The sequence below is a fragment of the Holophagaceae bacterium genome (assembly GCA_016720465.1).
GTDB lineage: Bacteria > Acidobacteriota > Holophagae > Holophagales > Holophagaceae > JANXPB01.
This window is the reverse complement of the sequence record JADKKO010000002.1, coordinates 198918-217921: the sequence shown is the minus strand read 5'-3', so window position 1 is coordinate 217921 and position 19004 is coordinate 198918. Positions and strand designations below refer to the sequence as shown.

15 protein-coding genes are annotated in these 19004 nt (G+C 64.1%); 5 read left to right on the top strand and 10 right to left on the bottom strand.

Annotated features, from left to right (window positions below; genetic code table 11):
- Positions 1-35 precede the first annotated feature (35 nt).
- Positions 36-722: a cell division ATP-binding protein FtsE gene (ftsE, locus tag IPQ13_05310; protein MBL0210316.1), complete on the bottom strand. Its 687-nt coding sequence runs from the start codon at positions 720-722 to the stop codon at positions 36-38.
- Positions 723-728: 6 nt separating this feature from the next.
- A complete protein-coding gene (locus IPQ13_05305) occupies positions 729-1901 on the bottom strand; it encodes an acetyl-CoA C-acetyltransferase (GenBank protein ID MBL0210315.1) in 1173 nt (390 codons plus the stop codon).
- Between the two features lie 121 nt (positions 1902-2022).
- Here IPQ13_05305 and IPQ13_05300 point away from each other — a divergent pair, with 121 nt between their 5' ends.
- From IPQ13_05300 to IPQ13_05290, 3 genes are read left to right on the top strand one after another with little or no spacing between them, the layout of a single operon-like run.
- Positions 2023-2928: a DUF4097 family beta strand repeat protein gene (locus IPQ13_05300; protein ID MBL0210314.1), complete on the top strand. Its 906-nt coding sequence runs from the start codon at positions 2023-2025 to the stop codon at positions 2926-2928.
- Between the two features lie 33 nt (positions 2929-2961).
- Positions 2962-4614 (top strand): insulinase family protein, encoded by a 1653-nt coding sequence (locus IPQ13_05295; GenBank protein ID MBL0210313.1) that lies wholly within the window; start codon positions 2962-2964, stop codon positions 4612-4614.
- Entirely contained in the window at positions 4611-5888 is a 1278-nt protein-coding gene (locus IPQ13_05290) for an insulinase family protein (GenBank protein MBL0210312.1), read from the top strand. The genes IPQ13_05295 and IPQ13_05290 overlap by 4 nt, the downstream gene beginning before the upstream one ends.
- Before the next feature lie 8 nt (positions 5889-5896).
- Here IPQ13_05290 and IPQ13_05285 read toward each other — a convergent pair whose 3' ends face one another.
- The 4 genes from IPQ13_05285 to IPQ13_05270 all read right to left on the bottom strand — a co-directional run bounded on the left by IPQ13_05285 (position 5897) and on the right by IPQ13_05270 (position 12843).
- Positions 5897-6781 (bottom strand): phosphoribosylaminoimidazolesuccinocarboxamide synthase, encoded by an 885-nt coding sequence (locus tag IPQ13_05285; GenBank protein ID MBL0210311.1) that lies wholly within the window; start codon positions 6779-6781, stop codon positions 5897-5899.
- Between the two features lie 98 nt (positions 6782-6879).
- Positions 6880-7455 (bottom strand): hypothetical protein, encoded by a 576-nt coding sequence (locus IPQ13_05280; protein MBL0210310.1) that lies wholly within the window; start codon positions 7453-7455, stop codon positions 6880-6882.
- 10 nt (positions 7456-7465) lie between these two features.
- Positions 7466-11659: an immunoglobulin domain-containing protein gene (locus IPQ13_05275; protein MBL0210309.1), complete on the bottom strand. Its 4194-nt coding sequence runs from the start codon at positions 11657-11659 to the stop codon at positions 7466-7468.
- 146 nt (positions 11660-11805) lie between these two features.
- Entirely contained in the window at positions 11806-12843 is a 1038-nt protein-coding gene (locus IPQ13_05270; GenBank protein MBL0210308.1) for a tetratricopeptide repeat protein, read from the bottom strand.
- 187 nt (positions 12844-13030) lie between these two features.
- Between IPQ13_05270 and IPQ13_05265 the strand changes: the two genes are divergently transcribed.
- Together IPQ13_05265 and IPQ13_05260 are read left to right on the top strand one after the other, a co-directional pair.
- On the top strand, positions 13031-13618 hold the full coding sequence (locus tag IPQ13_05265) for a hypothetical protein (protein ID MBL0210307.1): 588 nt from the start codon (positions 13031-13033) through the stop codon (positions 13616-13618).
- 68 nt (positions 13619-13686) lie between these two features.
- The gene (locus IPQ13_05260) at positions 13687-14448 is read left to right on the top strand and encodes a 3',5'-cyclic-nucleotide phosphodiesterase (protein MBL0210306.1); all 762 of its coding nucleotides are present in this window, start codon (positions 13687-13689) and stop codon (positions 14446-14448) included.
- 62 nt (positions 14449-14510) lie between these two features.
- Here the strand turns inward: IPQ13_05260 and atpC are convergent, their stop codons facing one another.
- The 4 genes from atpC to IPQ13_05240 form a co-directional block, all read right to left on the bottom strand.
- Entirely contained in the window at positions 14511-14933 is a 423-nt protein-coding gene (atpC, locus tag IPQ13_05255) for an ATP synthase F1 subunit epsilon (GenBank protein ID MBL0210305.1), read from the bottom strand.
- Positions 14934-14942: 9 nt separating this feature from the next.
- Positions 14943-16382, bottom strand: a complete 1440-nt coding sequence (gene atpD, locus IPQ13_05250; protein ID MBL0210304.1) for a F0F1 ATP synthase subunit beta — start codon at positions 16380-16382, stop codon at positions 14943-14945.
- A 124-nt stretch (positions 16383-16506) separates the two neighbouring features.
- Positions 16507-17394: an ATP synthase F1 subunit gamma gene (gene atpG, locus IPQ13_05245; GenBank protein ID MBL0210303.1), complete on the bottom strand. Its 888-nt coding sequence runs from the start codon at positions 17392-17394 to the stop codon at positions 16507-16509.
- 4 nt (positions 17395-17398) lie between these two features.
- A complete protein-coding gene (locus IPQ13_05240; protein ID MBL0210302.1) occupies positions 17399-18976 on the bottom strand; it encodes a F0F1 ATP synthase subunit alpha in 1578 nt (525 codons plus the stop codon).
- Positions 18977-19004 lie beyond the last annotated feature (28 nt).

Below are 19004 nucleotides of genomic sequence, written 5' to 3'. Positions count from 1 at the left end.
TTTCAGCCCAGTCCTGAACCGGCCCTAGACCGGCCCTAGACCACCACCGTGCTTGCGGGCGCCGGCTGGTCGAAGGCCAACCGGCCGTGGTCGAGCCCCAGCACCCGCTTGCGCATTTTCTGGATGAGGCTGCGGTCGTGGGTGGCGACCAGGACCGTCGTCCCCTGGACATTGATGCGCTCGAAGAGCGCCATGATCTCCGCGGCGAGGTCGGGATCGAGGTTACCCGTGGGCTCATCGGCCAGCAGCACCAGCGGGTCGTTCACCAGAGCCCGGGCGATGGCCACGCGCTGCTGTTCGCCGCCGGATAGCTGCAAGGGGTAGCTGCTCAATTTGTGCTGGAGGCCCACCAGCTTGAGCGCGCGGAAGGTGCGCTGTTTCTGTTCCGCGAACGGCACGCCCAGGATGCGCAAGACGAAGGACACATTCTCGAAAATCGTCATGGAGCGGATCAGCTTGAAGTCCTGGAAAACCACACCCAGCTTGCGCCGGAGGTAGGGGATTTCCTTGGCGGGCATGGACGCCAGCCGGTGCCCCGCCACCACGATCTCGCCCGTGCTGGGCACCTGCTCCCGGAAGATCAGCTTCAGCAGCGTGGATTTCCCGGCTCCCGAAGGGCCCGTGAGAAAAATAAACTCACCCGGCTCGAGGGCGAAGCTCACATCCGACAGGGCGGTGTGGATGCGGTCGTACTGCTTGGTGACGTGGGTGAGTGTAATCATTGGGTTTTAGAGCCGCTCCACCAGCATGGCCACGCCTTGGCCGCCGCCCACGCAGAGCGCCGCGAGGCCGAGCTGCTTGTTTTCGTCCTGCAGGATATGCAGCAACGTCACCAGGATGCGCGTTCCGCTGGCGCCGATGGGATGGCCGATGGCGATGGCGCCGCCGCGCAGGTTGACTTTGGACCGGTCCAGTTCCGGCAGTTCCTGGAGGACGCCGAGGCTTTGGGCGGCAAAGGCCTCGTTCAACTCGAACACATCGATGTCGCCAAGTTTCACACCGGTCTTCGCGAGCAGTTTCCGGATGGCGGGGACCGGCCCCAGGCCCATGGTGGCTGGGTCCACACCAGCTTGGGCAAAGCCGAGAATTCTGGCGATGGGCTTGTGGTTTTTCGCTGCGGACTCGGAAGCCAGCACCAAGGCCCCCGCGCCATCGTTGATGCCCGAAGCGTTGCCCGCGGTGACAGTGCCATCTTTCTTGAAGGCGGGTTTCAGCTTGCCCAACCCCTCGGCGCTGGCATCCAGCTTGATGTACTCATCCTTCGAAAAAACCGTGTCCCCCTTCTTGCCCTTGAGGGTCACGGCAAAAATCTCACGGTCGAATTTGCCCGAGGCCTGGGCAGCGGCGGCCTTCTGCTGGCTCTGCAGAGAGAAGGCATCCTGTGCCTCGCGGGTGATGCCATGTTTCGAGGCGACGGCCTCGGCGGTGATCCCCATGTGGGTGTCGCCGTGGCCGCACCAGAGGCCATCCTGGATCATGCTGTCCAGGAGCTGGGCATGGCCCATGCGGGCGCCCCAGCGGGCGGAAGGCAATAAGTACATGGCATTGCTCATGCTTTCGGTGCCGCCGCCGATGGCGATGTCCGCGTCGCCGGCAGTGATGCTCTGGGCCGCCAGGGCCACGGCCTTGAGGCCGCTGCCGCAGACCTGGTTGGCGGTATGGGCCGGCGTGCCGAAGGGAAGGCCCGCTTTCAACGCCGCCAGCCGCGCCACATTCTGGCCCGAGCCCGCCTGGAGCACATTGCCCAGCACCACATCACCGATCTCATCGGCGGCAACGCCTGCCCGCCGGATGGCCTCCTGGATGGCCAGGCTGCCCATCTCCACGGAATTCAAGGGTTTGAGACTGCCCCCAAAGGAGCCCACAGCGGAACGAGTGGCCGCGAGGATGTAGATGGGCATGGGTCCCTCCAATCACCCACCAGTCTAGCGGCTCCTGACATCCACCTCTAAGCCGCCTCGAATGAGTCCCGTAGACTGGTCACGAGGAATCCACCTTGCACATTTTGCAAATGGAACAATCATGCGACTAACAACCCTGCTTCCCATCGCGGCCCTCCTCGCTGCCGGCGTCCTCCAGGCCCAGAAACCCCCCACGCCTCCGACGCCCCCCGCCCCGCCCGAACCGCCATCGGCACCCACCTGGGCGCTGAGCGGCCCCACGCGGACCGAGCAGCGGAATGAAACGCTCCAGTATGGTTCCAAGCTCTGGGTGAAGAACCGGAACGGTGGCATCAAAGTCACGGGTTGGGACAAGGAGGAAGTGGCGCTCACAGCCCTGATCAGGGATTCCGAACGGCGGAAGGTCGAGCTGGTGTTGAAACGCCTCGGCGCGGATCTGGATATCGAAGCTGTCTTCCAGCAGCCCTCCTGGTCCTTCGGCTTCGTCACCTCGCCCCGCTGCGAGATGACCCTGAAGGTGCCCCGGAAAGTCCTGGGATTCTTCCATACCACCAACGGCAGCGTGGTGGCCTCCAACATGGAAGGCTATGCCCGCTGCGAGACCACCAACGGCGATGTCAAGCTCCGCGACATCAAGGGCGAAGTCCAGGCGGAAAGCACCAACGGCAGCATCGAGGCCGTCAACCTGAAGGCCCGCATCAAGGGCGGCACCACCAACGGCCGGCTGGTGATCGACAATGTCGAGGGCGGCATCGTGCTGGAAACCACCAATGGCGGCATCTCCGCCAAGAACCTGGATGGCTGGGGCGAAGGCATCAAACTCGAAAGCACCAACGGCGGCATCGATGTCGAACTTGGCCTCGCCACCGGCGACATCCTGCTGGACAACACCAACGGCTCCCTCGAGATCAATATTCCGGGCGCCCAGATCATCGAGAAGGAAAAGCACAGCGCCCACATCAAGCGGCCCGGCAAGACCCAGCGCATCGAACTGAACACCACGAACGGCCATATCAGCATCAAGTAAGCTTGCGCCTCCATCATCAGCTAAGCTTGGTGGGTGAGACTTTTCTGCTGGATCTTCGCCACCGCCATGGCCGTGGGACTTGCGGCCCAGGGGCCGGAAACCACGGACCGGCGGCTGTCCAACGGCATGCGGGTGCTGGTGGTGGAGCGCCCCAGCGACGGCATGGTCCATGTCGCGTTGTTCGTGCGGGGTGGACGCAGCGATGCGGGAGGCCTGCCGCCAAGTTCCGTGGAGTTGCTGGCGCGAAGCCTGTTCGGACGCTGCACCCCTGCTGATCTTTCCCGGAAAGCCGAGGGGATGGCGCGAGAGGAGGAGGCCCTCTACGAATCCCTGCGCCGGGAAACGCTCCAGCGTTCCAGGTCCGAACCCGGGGCCCCGCCTCCGGAAGTGGCGGCTTTGCACGCCCAGGCTTTCGCGCGGTTGAAAGCCGAATTCGGAGATGCCGCCGAACTGGATCTCCTGGAACAGCTCGGCGCCACGGCACGGACCACCCACGCGAACGCGGATTACATCGCCACGGCCTTCGATCTCCCGGCGAGCCAGATGGAGCCCTGGGCCCAGCTCCAAGCCAAGCTCCTGGACCAGATGAACCTCTATCGTTTCCCCCTCATCCGGGAGCGCTGGCTGGATGATCTGCGCGCCTCCGCCCTGGCAGATCCAGGCCTTTCGCCCCTGCTGGGCAGCGCATTCGTGGGCCAGCCCTATGCCTCGGCCATGGATGAAAATCCAGGTGCCATCGCCGGTATCACCCGAGCCGACGCCAAGGCCCTCGCGGCTCGCCTGATCTCCCCCGAACGCATGCTGCTGGTGTTGGTGGGCGATGTTTCCGCCGATTCCATCGTGCCCGTGCTGGAACACCAGTTCGGCCGATTGGGGGGCGGCACCGAGTCTGAACCCGCCCTGTCGGGTTCCATCCCCTCCATGTGCACCTTACGACTGCAAGTTTCCCGTTCCGCGCTCCCGCGCCTCTACATGGGTTGGCGGATCCCCCCCGCATCGGCTCCCGATACACCGGCTTTGGCGCTGGCGGCCAGGGTGCTTGGCCAAGGCGCCAGCGGAAGGCTGCAAGGCCTGGTGGACCACGGCATGGCCCGGAACATCCAGGTACAACTCGGCGTCCCCGGCGCAAGGGCCCTGAACCTGCTGCTGATCACGGCCGAGCCGTCCGAAGGCCATAGCATCGCGGAATTGGAGATGGCCCTCCGCGGCGAAGTTCTGAGGCTTGCCGAAGAGTTGGTCCCAGGGGATGAGTTCCAGAAAGCCCTGAACCAGGCCGAACTCCAAAACCTATCGGCCGAAGAAGATCCCGCCGCCCTGGCAGCGACCCTTGGCGAAGGCTGGGCTGTGCTTGGAGACTGGCGCCAGGCTTTTCTTCCCGCCAAACGGCTTCAACAACTCCGGTCCGAGGAAATCCAGCGGGTGGTCCGCCTCCATCTGTCCATGGATCAGGTGATCATCGGGGTTGTGGCGCCGGACAGCAGCCTGAGCGTGGATCCGCTGGACCAGAAAATCGCCCAGGCCCTGCGGGGCCTGGCCCTGCGCAAGGGCGTCGAACCCGCCAAAGCGGAAACGCTGGTCCAGGAAGGGCTGCGGCAATTGCAGATGCTGCCGCGGGAACAGCGGGCGGCCACACTGAAGCTCCTGGATCCGGCCTTCAAGGATTCGAAAGCCAAGGAGGCCCCTTGAGACTCGTCCTGGCGGCTTGGCTCTTGGCGCTGCCCCTAGCTGCGCAGCCCACCGGCATTCAATCGTTCCATCTGCCGAACGGATTGCGGGTCCTGTTTCTCGAGAACCACCGGCATCCCTTGATCCGTCTTCAGCTCAGGTCGACCTGGGCGCCCCGGGACTTCAGCGAGCCATCCCCCAGCCCCGAGACCAAGGGCAAGGTGCCCGAAGGTCCGATGCCCCTTGAGCCCTTGGCGCTGGGCCTGTTGGATCGCTGTTCCGTGGGCAACCGCAGCCGGGCCGCGTTCAACCGGACGCTGGAGGAACGGGGCCTGAGCCTGCGGCTCTCAGGCGAACCGGACGGCCCCGTGTGGAACCTGGACGGCGGAAGTCCGGAGGCCGAATCGGCCTTCTCGCTGCTGGCGGATGCCACGACCCGCCCGATTCCCGATGGCGGCGATCTGGATGGCCAACGGCTCCGCCTGATCCACGCGTTGCAGGAGCCGGGCGGGCATGCGGCCGCGAGACAAGAGTTCCTCCGCCTGCTGGAAAGGCCTGACCTGCCTCTGGAACCGCTTACGGAAAAGGGGCTGGGGCAGATCCATCTTGAAGCCCTGCAGCGGTCCATCTCAGCAACCCTTCGGCCCGGGCGGGCGGTGCTCGCCATCTCGGGTGACCTGAATCTGTCCCAGGCGAGGCAGCTTGCCCAAACGAATTTCGGGACCTGGAATGGAGGCAGCGGGAAAGATGCACTGTCATCACTTCCCTCGGCCGTTCCAACCGTCTCCACCAAGGGCGTGAAGCGTCCCCGGACCCTGGTGGCTTCGGATCGGATGGAAACGATCATCGCCCTGCCCGCCCGGGTTACGGCTGTCCCGCAGCGCGCCGCGCAGGAACTGTTGAGCCTCTGGCTGCCCCGGCGCCTTGGCCCGGATCGTTGCCGGATCTACCTTGGCGCCGCCGGGTGGCGTTCCCTGATCCTCGCTGCGGATGCCTCGGAGGCCTCCCTGCGGGCGGAACTGTCGGCTGTGGCCGGATCAGGACTGGAAACCAAGGAACTGGAACAGGCCAAGGCCCTTTGGATCGCGGACCGGCGGGCCCTGGCACTGCATCCGCAAGATCAGTTGTCCCTGGCGGCGAAGGAAACCCTCTTGGGCGCCGGGCCATCCGAGCAGGACATCCGTGGCGTCGGCTTGGCTGGCTTCAATGCCGCCTTGCGGTCCTGGCTGGATCTCGATGCGGCCCGCATTCTGGTGTTCGAAGGCGGCCGGGCGCCCGGAACGAAAACGGAATAGCGCCTGCCTCAGAGTTCAACACCGAACCGTGCCGCCAGGTCCACGTAGCGGGAACGGACACCTTCGATGATGTTGGGCGGCAGATCCGGCGCAGGGGGCTGTTTGTTCCAGTCGGGCAGGCGCTCCAGGTAGTCCCGCAAGAATTGCTTGTCGAGGCTGGGGGGCTGCTTTCCCGGCTCCCATCGGTCCGCGGGCCAATAGCGGCTGGAGTCTGGCGTCAGGGCTTCATCGATGAGCAGCAATTGCCCGTCATCATCCACGCCAAACTCGAACTTGGTGTCGGCGAGCAATATGCCCCGGCTCAGCGCGATTTCACTGCCCCGGTGGTAGAGCCGCAGGCTCAAGGACCGCAAGCGCCCGGCCATCTCGCCGCCCAGCAGATCCTGGAATTGCTCGAAGGAGATATTCTCGTCGTGCCCCGTGTCGGCTTTGGTGGCGGGCGTGAAGATGGGGTCCGGCAGCTGTGATGCCATGGGCAGGTGGGGCGGCAGCGGGATGCCGCAGATCGTCCGCGCAGCCTGGTATTCCTTCCATCCGGATCCCGCCAGGAAGCCCCGCACGACGCATTCCACGGGCAGGGGCCGCGTCTTCTTCACCAGGATGGAACGGCCTTCAAGCAATTCCGCATGCGGCTGCAGCGATGCGGGATAGTCCTCCACCTTCGTGGCGAGGAGATGGTTGGGAACCAGGTCCGCCGTGAGATTGAACCAGTAATTCGCGACCGCCGTGAGGAGGCGGCCCTTGTCCGGAATGCCCTGGGGCATCACACAATCGAAAGCCGAAATGCGGTCCGTGGCCACGATGAGCAGGTGCGCTCCGAGATCGTAGACATCGCGGACCTTGCCCCGCCGGAACACGGGAAAGGGGAGATCGGTGGTGAGCAGGGCGTCCATGGAAACATCATCGCATCTTCATTTTTCGATTATTGAATTTCGATCGGGGGCCCTGCCATGCCCCAATCCGGCCCGATCAATGGTGGGTCAGGCGCTGGTCACTGGGCGAGCAGCGTGCCCACGGCCACCGTGATGCTGCCCGGTCCCCCGCTCGCTGGGAGCTGGTTGCCGCTGGTGAAGGACAGGGGCACGGACGTGTTCACGGGAATGCTCGATTTCAGGTCCAGGCTGATGCGCATGAGCGGCTGGGCCATGTTCACCGCTGCGGTGCCAGGTTTCTGGAAGGCGGCGCCCTGTAATTGGTCGCCGGACGATTTCCCGATGAAGGCTTGTGTGCCAGAGCCCAGATTAAAGGCCAGGTTTGCGGCCAAAGTGCTGGATGAGGGTGGATTGGACCAGGTGACCTTGGACTGGTCGGCGCTGACGATGAAGGCCACACCGTGCCCATTGCCCGCGGGGCCGGTGAGATCCAGCACCAGCTTCGAAGAGGTCGAGAGGCTGGCATTGCGCACCAGGCGGAAGCCTGCGCCGCTGGGATCCGTGTAGGTCAAGGTGTCGGCGATGGTCTTGGGCGGGGGCGGCGGGGTTGTGGCGCCACCGCCGCCCCCGCTGCAGGCCGAGGCAAGCGACAGGAGAAGGAGGCAGGCGACCGTCGTTGGAATTGGATATCGCATGGGGTTCTCCTCAGATTCCGGCAAGCAGAAGGGCCAGGTCGGCGTCGTCGCAATCCCCATCGCCATCCAAATCAGCGGCGGGGTTGCTGGTGGAATTGCCGGATCCTGAATAGGCGGCCAGGCAGGTGGCCAGATCCAGGACGTTGGTTTGGCCATCGCCATTCAGGTCGCGGCTCTTGGGACTCACCGCCAAGGTCGCGTTGGAACTCGTGGCATTGCCCGAACCGTTGCTCACGAAAACGGAATATTGCGCGGCATTATCCGCCAGTGTGGGCGTGAACGTATAGGACGCGCCGGTGGCGCCAGAGATATTCGTTCCATTGCGGCGCCACTGGTAGGCGAGCGGCGGCGAGCCCGCAGCGACGACGCTGAAGGTCGTGCTCTGGCCCGCGGTGACGCTCTGGCTCTGGGGCTGGGTCGTGATGGTGGGCGGTGTCGCGCTGCTGACCGTCAGGGTCGCCGGATTGCTGGTGACGTACCCGGCGCAGTTGCTCACCAACCCGGTGTAGGCTCCCGCGTCCCCCGCCTGGGCCGAGGCGATGGTAAGGGTCGAGCTGGTGGCGCTTGGAATGACGGTGCCATCCTTGCGCCATTGGTAGTACAGCGGCGCCGTGCCCGTAGCCAGAACGCTGAAGCTCGCCGACTGGCCGGGGCTCACGCTTTGCGAGGCTGGGTGGGTGGTGATGGCAGGAATCGTGGCCGCGGACCCGCTCGCGACATTCAATTCAAAGTCATCAAGGAGGAACGAAGTGGAGAGTCCGGAATCCTCCTCGCCCTCGAAGTAGATCCGGATGGTCTGGCCCGCATAGGCCGTCAGGTCGACAGTCTTTTGGACATAATCCGTCATCCCTGCCGCATCGACATTCGAGTAGCCAGGCAGATCCGCCAGGGTGGAGCCGCTGCCATTCTTGATTTTCACCTTGAGGGTATCGAAGGCGACCGCGCCGATCTCATTGGTCCCGATGAACAACCAGAATTTCAGGATGGCGCTGGAGGCGCCCGGCGGAATGGCCACCTGCTGGTACAGGGTCTCCGTTCCCGGGGTGCCCCATCCACCCAGCCAGGCATACCAGGAACCCGTGCGGGCGTTGGAGGCGGGGTTGGTTGCATCGATGATGAAATTGCCCGACTGGGTGGTGGATGTGATCCAGGCTCCATTGTTTCCGGATTCGAAGCCGGGATTCAGGAGGACCTGGTTCGTGCCACTGCCGCAGGGCGTGACCGTCAGGATTCCGGAATTGCTGAGGGTGCTGCCGGTGCTGTCGGTGACATTGACGCCGAACGGGATGCCGGTGTCTCCGGCAAGGGCGGGTGGCGTGGTGTAGCTCGCGGAGGTCGCCCCGGGAATGACGACGGCATTCCTCCGCCACTGATAGCTGAGGGCGCCCGTGCCAGTGGCAACCACGTTGAACGTCGCGGCTTGTCCCGCAAGCACAGTGACATTGGACGGATGGACGTTGATGGTCGGCCCGGTGGCTACCGGATTGACCGTGAGCGTGGCGACGGCGCTGGTGGTGGACCCGGCGGTGTCGGTGACCACCACCGAGTACTGGCTGCCATTGTCCGCGAGGATCGTCGCAGGAGTCGTGTACGAACTGGAATTGGTCCCGACGTTCGTGAGGCCCTTCTTCCATTGGTAGCTGAGCGTGCCGCTGCCGGTGGCCACCACGTTGAAGGTGGCGGTCTGTCCCACCGTCACGGCCTGGCTCTGGGGCTGGGTGGTGATGGTCGGACCCGGCGCGGCGGGCCCGGCGATCTCCCACACCCCGCGGCCATAGGTGGCGATGCGGACAAAGCTTCCATCCGGGGCGATGTAGAGGTCCCGGACCGCCACCATGGGCAGTCCAACCCCGTAGCGGGCCCAGGTGCCGCCGCCGTTTTCCGAGATGTAGACCCCGAAATCCGTGCCGGCCAGCAGCCGGGCCGAGGTTGCAGGATCGTTTTGGATGACGTGGACCGGGATGCCGAACGGGAATCCGTTGCCCACATCGATGGGCGTGAAGGTATTGCCGCCATTCACGGATTTCCACAGATGGCTGCTGGCGCTGGGAGCGACCGAAGCGGCATAAATGGTCTGGTTATTCGTCGTGTCGAACCAGGTGTAGCTGAGGAACTGCACACCTCCCGTAACATCCCCGCCTGCTGGATTCGTCCAGGTGGATCCACCATTGGATGAGACCCAGACATTTCCGGAATTTGCGGCGATGGCGAGGGAATTGCCGTTGCTTGCGGACGTGTTGAAATTCCGGATCAGGGTTCCGGTGAATCCCGTCATGGCAAGGGGAGACCAGGGCGTGGCCGCCCAGTCGGTGCTCTTATAGATGATCAAGTTCGTGGCGGTGAACAGCGTGTTCCCCGTGGCATCGGTCCGCCCTGGGAAGAGCTGGGTGTGGAAGGGTGCGGAACCGGTGATTCCGGAGGTGGCGGAGGTCCAGGTGGCACCGCCATCCGTGCTCCGCTTGGGCCTGGTGTTGTAGCTCGACACCATCATCTTGTTGCCGTTGGCGGAATTGATGAGGGTGCCAAAGCCATCGCCGGTGCCCGTGGGGTCGTCCCAGGTGCTGGAATTTTGCAAGCCGGATCCCTCGTCCACGCGGACCCGGCTGCTCAGGTCCTGCAGCCCCAAGGTGATGCGGTGGCGCGTATCGGCGGGGGAGGCGGCGATGCTGGAACCCAGATGGTAGACCATGTGGGAGGTGATGCCGCGATTGCGGCGGTTGTCTATGTAGGTGGTGTCCCCGGCGGCGAAGACATTTTGATCCGCTGTGAAGGGCGGGGTGGGACGGAAGGGATCCCGCACCACGCAAAGGCCGCCGTCATTGCCCAGGAAGAGGGTCTTGGGACCGGTCCTGGACCAGGTGTTGGTATGGAAGTCCGCGTGCGCATAAGGCAGGTTGAGGGCCCTCCAACTAGTCATCTGGACCCAGGTCGCCCCCCCATCCATGCTACGGAAGAGGGACAAGTTAGAAGCCACGAACACCTTCGAATCGTCATCGGGATCCACGGCCAGGCAGTGGTTGTAGAAGGCTTGATCCCCGTCGCCTGACTGATTGAATGGCTGGAAAAGCCCGCCCGTGATGGTCGGGGCAGCCAGGAAGGTCCAGTTATGGCCCGCGTTGGATGACTTGAATACGCCTCGGGCGAAGACGCCTGACACGGTGTTCTCGGCGATGCCGTAGGCATTTGAGGCGCTGGACAAGGAAGTGTTGACCGTGGCCCGGCCTGGGTTCTGGCCCGAAGCCAGCCCGTCCAGGGCCGCCTGGAGCCAGGTGGCGCCGCCATCGGACGAGTACCAGAAGGTGCCGGTGCTGCTGGATTCCCGTGTCGCCACCAGATTGGTGGTTGAGCTTCCCACCCGCTGGATGGACCAGATTTCCCCTGAGGTGGATCCCCCGAGACTCAGGTTCGTGAAACTGGCGCCCCCATTCGTGGAGCGCCACATGCCCGCGTTGCCCCCCACCAGAACCGTGTTGGCATCCAGCACCAGCAAGGCATGCACACGGGTGGTCGCGCCTGCCGCGCCCAGCTCGGCCCATGAAGCGCCGCCATTGACGCTCTTGTAGAGGCCGCGTCCGGCCGCATCGAAGGAATCGCCGAGGGCGAGGAACAGCGTTTCGGGATCCGCCGGGCTCATGGCCACGGCGCCGATGCTGACATTGCCCGTGGTGGAGGCGTTGGGCAGGTTGTCCGTGAGCGGCGTCCAGGTCCAGTCGCCCGCGGTGGCGAGATCGGCGTTCGTGGTCTTCCACAGCCCGCCCCCGGACGACGCCAGATAGAGAATTTGGGGATTGCTCGGGTGGGTGAGGATGCCCACCACCGAGGGCCTGCCCGCATCCACATCCGGAAAAGTAGGGGCCGGGCCCGAATAGACGCTGAAGAGGCTCTTCTTCGGTCCCAGATTGATCCAGGCGGCGCCAGACCCGGGAATCGCCGGCAGGTCGGCCTTGAATCCCGGCAGGGTGTGGGCCCAGCGCGCCATCTCCTCCTGGGCCCGAGCCTTCTTGTAGTCCAGGTACTGGGCGCTGGGCTCCCCGCCGAACCACAGCCGGTCGAAGTCCCGCCGCAGATCGGGGCGATCGGCCTTGGCTTCTTGAGAAGCCGGCCGCTGCTTGATGGATGGACCATCGGACTGTTGTGGCGCCAGCTGGGCGCATAGGGTCGCGGCCAGGAAAAGCACTGCGAACCAGGTCTTGATGTGACTCATGGATCCTCCTCGGATCAGAGAAGTCCCTTGCTCGGCATTGGGGTCGGGTTGAGGCTGCGCTGAGCGTACCAGGAAGCGGTTGTTGCGGCTGGACGAATTCTGAAAAGGGGCGCACCGGCCAGGCCGGAACACCCAGGGAAAGCCAGTCACCCCGGCACGCTCCGGGGCGTCGGGGCGGACCAGTGTAGGCCGGTGGCCAGCAATTGGTAGCGGTTCTGGATGCCGACCCAGCGGGTGAGTTCCACCTCGCGGACCGCCTCGCCGCTCAATGGGAGATGGCGTTCCTGCACGAATGCGCGCACTTCCGCCGCGGAAACGCCGAGCAGCGCCGGCAGATCCCCCAGGATGTAGCCCCGCTCATCCCCGAGCCGGCTGTTGACCCTGAAGTCGAAAGTCTCCCGCAGCACTGAAAGGGTGGCGTCTTTGTCGAGTTCCATGGCCGCGTCGAGATGGGGAAAGGGATCGCTCCCCTGCAGGCTGGCTGCCTGGCCAGCGCCCAAGTGCGCCGCGGCGTGCAGCGGATTGCCTTTCAGGATGGCCTGGAAGGCATCAAGGGCGTCCCGGGGCCGCTCCAGATGGACCAGGGCCTCGCCCCGCCTCAGCAGGGCGTCAGGATTGTTGGGTTCCACCGCCAGCCAGCGCTCGGTCACATCGAGCATCTCATCGACCATCCCCTGGTCCCGCAGCAGCGTCGATAGCCATTCGAGCGCGCTGCGGTGTTTGGGCGAAAGCAGCAGCAGGCGCTCCACCAGTTCCATGGCCCGGGCTCCATCGCCCTCCTGATCCAGGCGCTGGGCCCAATCCCAGAGAATTTCAACCTGCCGCTGCACGGGATGGTTCAGGGTGCTGCGCCGCTCATCGGACGGATGCAGGATTTGCGTCTGCACCCACATGTAGCGGCGCGCATCGCGGCCCTCGGGCTGATTGAGCTCGTCCTCGATGGCGCGGATGAAGAGCTTGAGGCCGCGATCCCAAAGCTGCGGCAGGGGCATCTGCACAAGATTCGCCAGCTCCCGCCGCAGAGGTTGCAGCGCATCGCCATGGCGGCCCAGGTGCAGCTTGAGCCGCAACAGTTGTGGTCCCAGCGCGTCGCCCCCATGGGCCGATACCCGCAGCGCCAGCTCTCCCGTTTCCGGATCGAATCCATCCAACAATAGGTATCGGAGGTGGGAGCGCATATGCATTGAAGCTTAGCGGCCGTTGCGAAATATTCAGCGCTTTTCTGAATAGTTCGTTACGGCCGCTCCAGCTATCGGGCGCAGGGCGCCCTCCTGCTCAAAACGCGCTCAGCCCCCCCCAACGGCTTAGCAGCGCCTTGACTAGGCTTCCGCAGACCTCCCAGTATGTTTTGACAGCTTCCTGGAGAACATCATGAACCTTCGCAATCGGGCCTTGATCGTTGCCTTCACTGGGTGCCTGCTTCCGGCTTCCGCCGGAGAGCTGGGACTGCTCTACACCAAGCAGTTCGGCAAGGCTCAAGCCATCGGCACCCAGGAGTACAAGGCCGTGGATACCGCCGCCGTCGGCCTCCGGGGCAGTTTCAGCGTGGTGGACTTCAAGGTGGTGGAATTGTCCTTCACCGGCACCTACCAGCCCAAGGCCGAGCAGGATCTCACTTTCAATGGCGCCAAGCTCGGAAGATACGGCGTCAGCTACGCGGCCATCGGCGCCCAACTGGACTGGAAACTGCTCCTGAACCTGAATGCGGGCGTGGAAATGCGCCGGGAGACCCTGTCCTGGGACCTGGGCGCCCTGGGAAAAGATGAATCAACGTTAAACCGCCCATGGGCCCGCGCGGGCATCGGGTTTTCCATTCCCCTGCCGGTGGTCAGCCCCTTCGTCCGCCTGGAGGTGGCCATTCCCTTGAGCAAGGAAGACCGGACCAGCAGCCCGGATTCCATCCGAAAGGCTCTGGCGCCCCAAAGCCAAGTGGGGCTCTACGCGGGCATCAGGTTCTAAGCCAACTGGCTCATCACTCTTTTTTTCCAGTCCGCCTTGTGGGTATCATTCGGGATTCTTGAGGGTCCATGCAGCTGCGCATCATGGGTTGTTCCGGCGGCGAAGCCGAGGGGGAGCGTCTGACGGGGCTCCTCATCAACGGCACCGTGGCCATCGACGCCGGTTCCATCACCCAGGCGCTGTCGGTGGCGGAGCAGATCCACATCCGCCACATCTTCATCAGCCATTCCCACCTGGACCACATCTGCACCCTCCCCTTCTTCACGAAGAACGTCTTCGGCCACACCACGGGGCCCGTGGAAATCCATGCTCTGCCCGAGACCCTGGATGCGCTGCGACGCCACCTCTTCAATGACGAGCTGTGGCCCGACTTCAGCGTGATACCGACCGCGGACAACCCGACCATCCGCTACACGGAAGTGGAACCCGAGAAGGTCTACAAGGTCGAGGGCCTGTCCATCACGCCCATCCGGGTGAACCATCTGGTGCCCTGCGTGGGCTACAAGGTGGAAGATGGCCACAGCGCCTTCATCTTCACCTCCGATACCGCGCCCACGGACCGCATCTATGAAATCGCCAACAAGACCCGTAACTTGAAACTTTTCATCACCGAAGCCAGCTTCCCCAACGAACAGGATTGGCTGGCGGAAGCCAGCAAACACATGACACCCAGGATGCTGGGCGAAGAGCTGAAAAAGCTGAAGACGGACGTGCCCGTAGGCATCTACCACCTGACGCCCGGAGATAAACCCGTGATGCTGCCCCAGATCCTCGCCATTCCCGACAAGCGGATCCGGATGCTGGAGCAGAACGCGGTGTTCAACTTTTAGGCTATGGGCCTTCAGCCATGAGCCATCAGCTCAAAGCTCATCGCTGATAGCTCAAAGCTGAATCAGAACCCATGCCCGCCGGGGTGTCCGCCGGCCTGGATGCGGATGATGCTGCGGTCCAGGGCGGCCTGGGCGGCATTCAGGTCCGACTCGGTCTGGGCTTCCTTCAGGACCTTCAGCGCCCGCTGGCGGGCGCCCTCGGCGCGGTCCAGGTCGATCTCATCCATGGTTTCCGAGTCCCGGGCCAGGATCGTCACGTGGTCCGAGCCCACTTCGGCGAATCCGCCGAAAACGGTGAGCCAGTGCTCATGCCCCTCCTGCAGGTAGTAGATGAGGCCCTGGCCGAGGGGCGTCATGACAGGCGTATGCCCCGGAAGAATGCCGTAGTAGCCCTTGTCGGCGGTGGGAAAGGAGACCCCCGACACCTGCGCGCCGAAGACGCGCTTGTTCGGCGTGACCACTTCCAGAAGGATGGGTTCGGACATAAGAATCCCTTAAACCGATGCTGCCAGTTTTTCTGCCTTTTCGGCGGCCTCTTCGATGGTCCCCACCAGGTAGAAAGCCTGTTCCGGCAGGTGGTCCCACTTGCCGTCGCAGATCTCGCTGAAGCCCTTGATGCTGTCCTCGAGCTTCACGTACTTGCCGGCCATGCCCGTGAACTGCTCGGCCACGAAGAAGGGCTGGCTGAGGAAGCGCTGGATCTTGCGGGCGCGGGCCACCACGAGCTTGTCGTCGTCGCTCAGTTCATCCATGCCAAGGATGGCGATGATGTCCTGGAGTTCCTTGTACTTCTGCAGGATGGATTTCACGCGCATGGCGGTGTTGTAGTGGTGGTCGCCCAGGATGCGGGGATCCAGCAGGCGGGAGCTGGAGGCCAGCGGATCCACGGCCGGGTAGATGCCCAGGGAGGCGATCTCGCGGCTCAGGTTCGTGGTGGCGTCCAGGTGGGCGAAGGTGGTGGCCGGTGCGGGATCGGTGTAGTCATCGGCGGGCACGTAGACCGCCTGCACGGACGTGATGGAGCCCTGCTTGGTGGACGTGATGCGCTCCTGCAATTGGCCCATCTCCGTGGCCAGGGTGGGCTGGTAGCCCACGGCCGAAGGCATGCGGCCCAGCAATGCGGAGACTTCTGCGCCCGCTTGCGTGAAACGGAAGATGTTGTCGATGAAGAGCAGCACGTCCTTGCCCTCCTGGTCGCGGAAATATTCCGCCACCGTGAGGCCCGAAAGCGCCACGCGGGCGCGGGCTCCGGGAGGCTCGGTCATCTGGCCGTAGATGAGCGCGACCTTGCTCTTGGATAGGTCGTTCTTGTCGATGACGCCGCTGTCCATCATCTCGTGCCAGAGGTCGTTGCCCTCGCGGGTGCGCTCGCCCACCCCGGCGAACACCGAGTAGCCGCCGTGCCCCTTGGCGATGTTGTTGATGAGCTCCATGATGAGCACCGTCTTGCCCACGCCGGCGCCGCCGAAGAGGCCCGTCTTGCCGCCCTTGGCGTAAGGTTCCAGCAGGTCGATGACCTTGATGCCCGTCTCGAACATCTCAGACGACGTGTTCAGTTCGTCGTACTTGGGCGCATCGCGGTGGATGGGAAGGGTCATCTTGTGGCCGATGGGGCCCCGTTCGTCCACGGGGTAGCCCACCACGTTCATGATGCGGCCCAGGGTCTCGGGCCCGACAGGAACGTTGATGGGGGCGCCCGAATCGGTCACGATCTGGCCGCGGATCATGCCCTCCGTGGGCTGCATGGAAACGCAGCGCACGCGGTTCTCGCCCAGGTGCTGCTGCACTTCCAGCGTGAGGGTGGACTTCACGCCCTGGCCGTCGACGAGCTCCGTCAGCAGCGCGTTCATGATCTCTGGCAGGCCGGCGTCGAATTCGACGTCCACGGCGGGGCCGACGATGGCGATAACTCGGCCGGTGAGCTGGTTGGACATGGGTGACCTCGAAAAAATGGGAACCGCGAAAGGCACGAAATGACGCGAAAAAGGGGATGGGGTGAAAGTGGGACTTCAATCAGCGACTTTCGCGCAATTTCGCGAATTTCGCGGTTTCAAGGCTTCAGGCGTTGGCGCCGGATACGATCTCGATGATCTGGTTGGTGATTGAGGCCTGGCGGATCTTGTTCATGGTGAGGGTCAGCCGGGCGATCATGTCGCCGGCGTTGTTGCTGGCCTTGTCCATGGCGGCCATGCGGGCACCATGTTCCGAAGCGCTGGACTCCAGCAGGGAGCGCAGCATTTCGGTTTCCACGAAGCGGGGCAGTAGCGCCTCCAGCGTGGTGTTGGGGTCCGGTTCGAGCAGGTGGGCGACACTGCTTTTCCCGTCGTTGGCGGGCGTGCCGAGGTCCAGCGGGAACACCTTGGTGACCATGGGCTCCTGGGCGACAGCGGAATAGAAATGGTTGTAGATCACGTAGAGCGCGTCGATTTCGCCGCTGTGGTATTGCCCGGCGGCGCTGTCGCAGACCTCCCGCGAGACCCGCTCCACGCCTGTGAGCGGGATGCCCAGGTACTCGGCGTTGGCCTTGAAGCCGTTCTTGCGCGCCCAATCGGCGGCGCGCTTGCCGACCACATCGAGGACCACGTCGGCTTTGCTCCGGCCTTCGAAAAAGGCATGGGCCTTTTTCAGCACATTGGCGTTGAAGCCGCCGCAAAGGCCCTTGTCGGATGCGATGAGCACCACCCGGATGCGTTTTTCATCCCGGGGATTCAGGAAGGCCTGCGCCGAGGGTCCCAGCACCAGTTCATCGGCAAGGTGATGGCCCTTGATGCGGCCCACCACGCTCATGGTCACGGCCCGCATCTTGTCCGCGTAGGGCCGCAGGGACACGAGGCGCTCCTGGGATTTCCGCAGCTTCACCGCGGAAATCATCTTCATCGCTTTCGTGACCTGTTGTGTATTTTTCACCGACCGGATGCGGCGGCGAATGTCCTGGAGACCGGCCATGGAATTAGGCTCCGGCTGGCGCGTTCAGGTCGGCCATGAAGCCTTCCTTGAACGCGGCGATGTTGGCCTTGAGGGAAGCCTTCGCATCATCGGAAAGGACGCTGGTTTCCTTGATGCCCCGCAATACCTCAGGCGCGCTGACTTCCAGGAATTCCACGAATTCCTTCTCAAAAGCGCGGACCTTGGCGACCGGCACGTCGTCCACATACCCCATGGTGGCCATCCAGATGGAAGCCACCTGCTTCTCCACAGGCATGGGCTGGTACTGGCCCTGCTTGAGGATTTCCACCAGGCGGACGCCTCGGTTCAACTGGGCCTGGGTGGCCTTGTCGAGGTCCGAGCCGAACTGCGCGAAGGCCGCCAGCTCGCGGTACTGGGCGAGGTCCAGCTTGATGGTGCCGGCCACGGACTTCATGGCCTTGACCTGGGCGGCGCCGCCCACGCGGCTCACGGAGATGCCCACGTTCACGGCCGGCCGGACGCCGGCGTTGAACAGGTCGCCTTCCAGGAAGATCTGGCCGTCGGTGATGGAGATGACGTTGGTGGGGATGTAGGCAGACACGTCGCCGGCCTGGGTCTCGATGACCGGCAGGGCCGTCAGCGAGCCCGCGCCGCGCTCGTCGCTGAGCTTGCAGGCGCGTTCCAGCAGGCGGGAGTGGAGGTAGAACACGTCGCCCGGGTAGGCCTCGCGTCCCGGAGGGCGGCGCACCAGCAGGGAGATTTCGCGGTAGGCCGCGGCCTGCTTGGAAAGGTCGTCGTAGATGCAGAGCACGTGCCCGCCCGGGTTGTCCTTGTCCGCAGGCTTGCCGTCCTGGCCGTGGTGCATGAAGTATTCGCCCAGGGCCGCGCCGGTCATGGGAGCGAGGAAGAGCAGCGGCGCGGGTTCCGACGCGGTCGCCGAGACCACGATGGTGTGCTTCATGGCGTCGTACTGCTCCAGGGTCTTCACGACCTGGGCCACGGTGGAGCGCTTCTGGCCGATGGCGACGTAGATGCAGATGACGCCGGTGTCGCGCTGGTTGATGATCGTATCGATGGCCACCGCGGTCTTGCCGGTCTGGCGGTCGCCGATGATGAGCTCGCGCTGGCCGCGCCCGATGGGGATCAGGGAGTCGATGGCCTTGAGGCCCGTCTGCATGGGTTCATGCACGCTCTTGCGGTCCACAATGCCTGGGGCGATGCGCTCGATGGGGTTGGTGGTGGAGGCCTGGATGGGGCCTTTCCCGTCGATGGGCTGGCCCAGCGCATTCACCACGCGGCCTACGAAGGCCGGACCGACCGGCACAGACATGATCTTGCCGGTGCGCTTGACCGTGTCGCCTTCCTTGATGATCGCGGATTCGCCCAGGATGATGATGCCGACGTTGTCCTCTTCCAGGTTGAAGGCCAGGCCCATCACCGACTCCTTGCCGGAGCTCAGCTCCAGCAGTTCGCCGGCCATGGCCTTCTCAAGCCCGTAGGCGCGGGCGATGCCGTCGCCGACGCTGATGACCGTGCCGACCTCGGCCACGTCCACATGGGCGTCAAAGCCCTGGATCTGGCCGCGAATGATGCGGGAAATCTCTTCCGCGCGAATGTCCATGAATGCCTCCGAACGACTGGATTAGAGC

Coding starts and splice junctions, on each gene's coding strand:
- IPQ13_05270 (MBL0210308.1), bottom strand. CDS start 12,843: ATGCATATGCGCTCCCACCTCCGATACCTATTGTTGGATGGATTCGAT.
- atpD (MBL0210304.1), bottom strand. CDS start 16,382: ATGTCCAACCAGCTCACCGGCCGAGTTATCGCCATCGTCGGCCCCGCC.
- IPQ13_05280 (MBL0210310.1), bottom strand. CDS start 7,455: ATGCGATATCCAATTCCAACGACGGTCGCCTGCCTCCTTCTCCTGTCG.
- IPQ13_05300 (MBL0210314.1), top strand. CDS start 2,023: ATGCGACTAACAACCCTGCTTCCCATCGCGGCCCTCCTCGCTGCCGGC.
- atpC (MBL0210305.1), bottom strand. CDS start 14,933: ATGTCCGAACCCATCCTTCTGGAAGTGGTCACGCCGAACAAGCGCGTC.
- IPQ13_05260 (MBL0210306.1), top strand. CDS start 13,687: ATGCAGCTGCGCATCATGGGTTGTTCCGGCGGCGAAGCCGAGGGGGAG.
- ftsE (MBL0210316.1), bottom strand. CDS start 722: ATGATTACACTCACCCACGTCACCAAGCAGTACGACCGCATCCACACC.
- IPQ13_05240 (MBL0210302.1), bottom strand. CDS start 18,976: ATGGACATTCGCGCGGAAGAGATTTCCCGCATCATTCGCGGCCAGATC.
- IPQ13_05305 (MBL0210315.1), bottom strand. CDS start 1,901: ATGCCCATCTACATCCTCGCGGCCACTCGTTCCGCTGTGGGCTCCTTT.
- atpG (MBL0210303.1), bottom strand. CDS start 17,394: ATGGCCGGTCTCCAGGACATTCGCCGCCGCATCCGGTCGGTGAAAAAT.
- IPQ13_05285 (MBL0210311.1), bottom strand. CDS start 6,781: ATGGACGCCCTGCTCACCACCGATCTCCCCTTTCCCGTGTTCCGGCGG.
- IPQ13_05265 (MBL0210307.1), top strand. CDS start 13,031: ATGAACCTTCGCAATCGGGCCTTGATCGTTGCCTTCACTGGGTGCCTG.
- IPQ13_05275 (MBL0210309.1), bottom strand. CDS start 11,659: ATGAGTCACATCAAGACCTGGTTCGCAGTGCTTTTCCTGGCCGCGACC.